Origin of the sequence: Pseudomonas sp. IT-P176 (assembly GCF_949767245.1) — a bacterium.
Taxonomy (GTDB): Bacteria; Pseudomonadota; Gammaproteobacteria; order Pseudomonadales; family Pseudomonadaceae; genus Aquipseudomonas.
The window spans coordinates 1-1,858 of sequence record NZ_CATKPN010000082.1 but is presented as its reverse complement, the minus strand read 5'-3'; the positions used below and the strand labels follow the sequence as shown (position 1 = coordinate 1,858).

Here is a 1,858-nt window from a genome sequence, read left to right as displayed (position 1 = left end):
GTTGCTCTTGCCCCGGTACGGACCCAGCGGCTCGATCTCCGCCTGAAAACGCCCGACCTCCTTGAACCCCAGGCAGCCCGCTCCCACCCAGACCTTTACGATGCCACCGGGGGCCATACCCAGAGTTATTCTGTTGCGATAGAGCGTTACGTCTGCTTGGTCGGCTTCGCAAAACACCCGCTCCGGCCTCACCATCTCGTCGCGTACCCATTGCGGAATCGGGATGCGGATCTTGTACGCCTGCGGCTCTACCAAAGATTGCCAGCGCAGGAACAGCCGTTCCGGCAGGTCGACGTTGCTCACCGGCATCATCGACCCTCCACCCTTGTGCCACCCTTCTGGTTTGCGGGTATAACTTGCGACGCCTCCAGACACATGAAAAAACGCCATGCCACGCTGATCCAAAACATCCACGGTCTCGATCCAGACCTCCATAAAGCGCGGTGCGGCAAGCCCGACGTACCAACTGCTGTAGGGCAGCTTGGGTGGTGCGGGCGGCCTCGGCCCGCTGGCGCAGGCGCACAGGCTGAACAGCAGTGCAATCAGCAAGGCCAGGCGTTTGAGCGGAATCAACTTACCAAGTGCCATAGGGGATCCCGTGCTGGTCGATATAGGCCTGGGCTTCGGGTTTCGGTGCTCGGTAATAAATACCGTTGCCATTGCGATGAGGCCCAAGTGGCTCAATCTCCGCCTGAAAACGCCCGACCTCCTTGAAGCCCAGGCAGCCCGCTCCCACCCAGACCTTTACGACGCCACCGGGGGCCATGCCCAGAGTTATTCTGTTGCGATAGAGCGTTACGTCTTCTTGGTCCGCTTCGCAAAACACCCGCTCCGGCTTGACCATCTCGTCGCGCACCCATTGCGGAATCGGGATACGGATCTTGTACGTCTGCGGCTCCACCAGCGATTGCCAGCGCAGGAACAGCCGCTCCGGCAGGTCGACGTTGCTCACGGGCTTCGTTGCCCCCCCTCCTTTGTGCCACCCTTTTGCTTGGCCTGTGTAACTGGCGACTCCGCCAAACACATGAAAAAACGCCAAGCCACGCTGATCCAACACATCCACGGTCTCGACCCAGACCTCCATAAAACGCGGTGCGGCGAGACCGACGTACCAACTGCTGTAGGGCAGCTTGGGAGGCGCGGACGGCCTCGGCCCGCTCGCGCAGGCGCACAGACTGAACAACAGCGCAGCCAGCAAGAGCGGGCGCATCACTGCAGGTAACCCTTCTGCGGTTGGTTGGAGTAGATATTGCGTGTGTTGTCGGCCGCTGGCTTGTTGATCAACATTCCCCTCTTGGGAGTCCAGTGCGCGGACTGATGGATGTAGCGACTACGCAACAAGCGCTCCTGGACAGGATCGAGGCTGATCTCGGTGCCACCCAATGCCTGATCCAGGATGTGTGCGGCGATGGGTTGCAAGTCTTCAGGTAGCCGAAAACGTCGCTCCTGATCGTCAATCACGTCGAACGGCACCCCATGACGCACGCCCAATTCTCGCATCACCCGCAGCGCTACCAGCGCCAACTCGCCGCGCATCGGGCGCTCCAGCTCAATCGTCAGCAGGTGCTCCTGCTCAAGGGGCTCCAGCTTGCCGCTCGGCGCGCGGGAGAGCGGCCAACTCTTGATCGTCAGTTGGCCCTCCCCAGCCAGGCCACTCGCACGCAGTGCCTGCAGCTGGGCATGGGCTTGCGCCCACAACGGATGGCTGGTAATCGGGCGGTGGGCCGGTAGGCTGATACGGCGCGGCTGGGTCAACCACAGGCGCTCGCGGCCACGTGGCAGGTAACCACCGCCAATGTCCGAATGCACCCCGGGCAGGCTGATTTGTCGATGGCCGTGCAATACGCTGTTGAGCGCA

At 61.7% G+C, this 1,858-nt stretch carries 2 protein-coding genes and 1 pseudogene; all 3 read right to left on the bottom strand.

Annotation, left to right across the window (positions count from 1 at the left end):
* Positions 1 to 588 (bottom strand): DUF2931 family protein (locus ACM6IP_RS22705; RefSeq protein WP_414862320.1); only part of this gene is annotated, 588 nt, incomplete at its 3' end.
* Entirely contained in the window at positions 575 to 1,084 is a 510-nt protein-coding gene (locus ACM6IP_RS22700) for a DUF2931 family protein (protein WP_414862321.1), read from the bottom strand. The genes ACM6IP_RS22700 and ACM6IP_RS22705, both read right to left, overlap by 14 nt.
* Positions 1,085 to 1,209: 125 nt before the next feature.
* Positions 1,210 to 1,858 (bottom strand): annotated as a pseudogene (locus tag ACM6IP_RS22695) (DUF2235 domain-containing protein); the annotation flags it as partial.

Bases quoted from the DNA above. Each gene is read 5' to 3' on its own strand.
- ACM6IP_RS22700 (WP_414862321.1), bottom strand. From the start codon at position 1,084: ATGGAGGTCTGGGTCGAGACCGTGGATGTGTTGGATCAGCGTGGCTTG.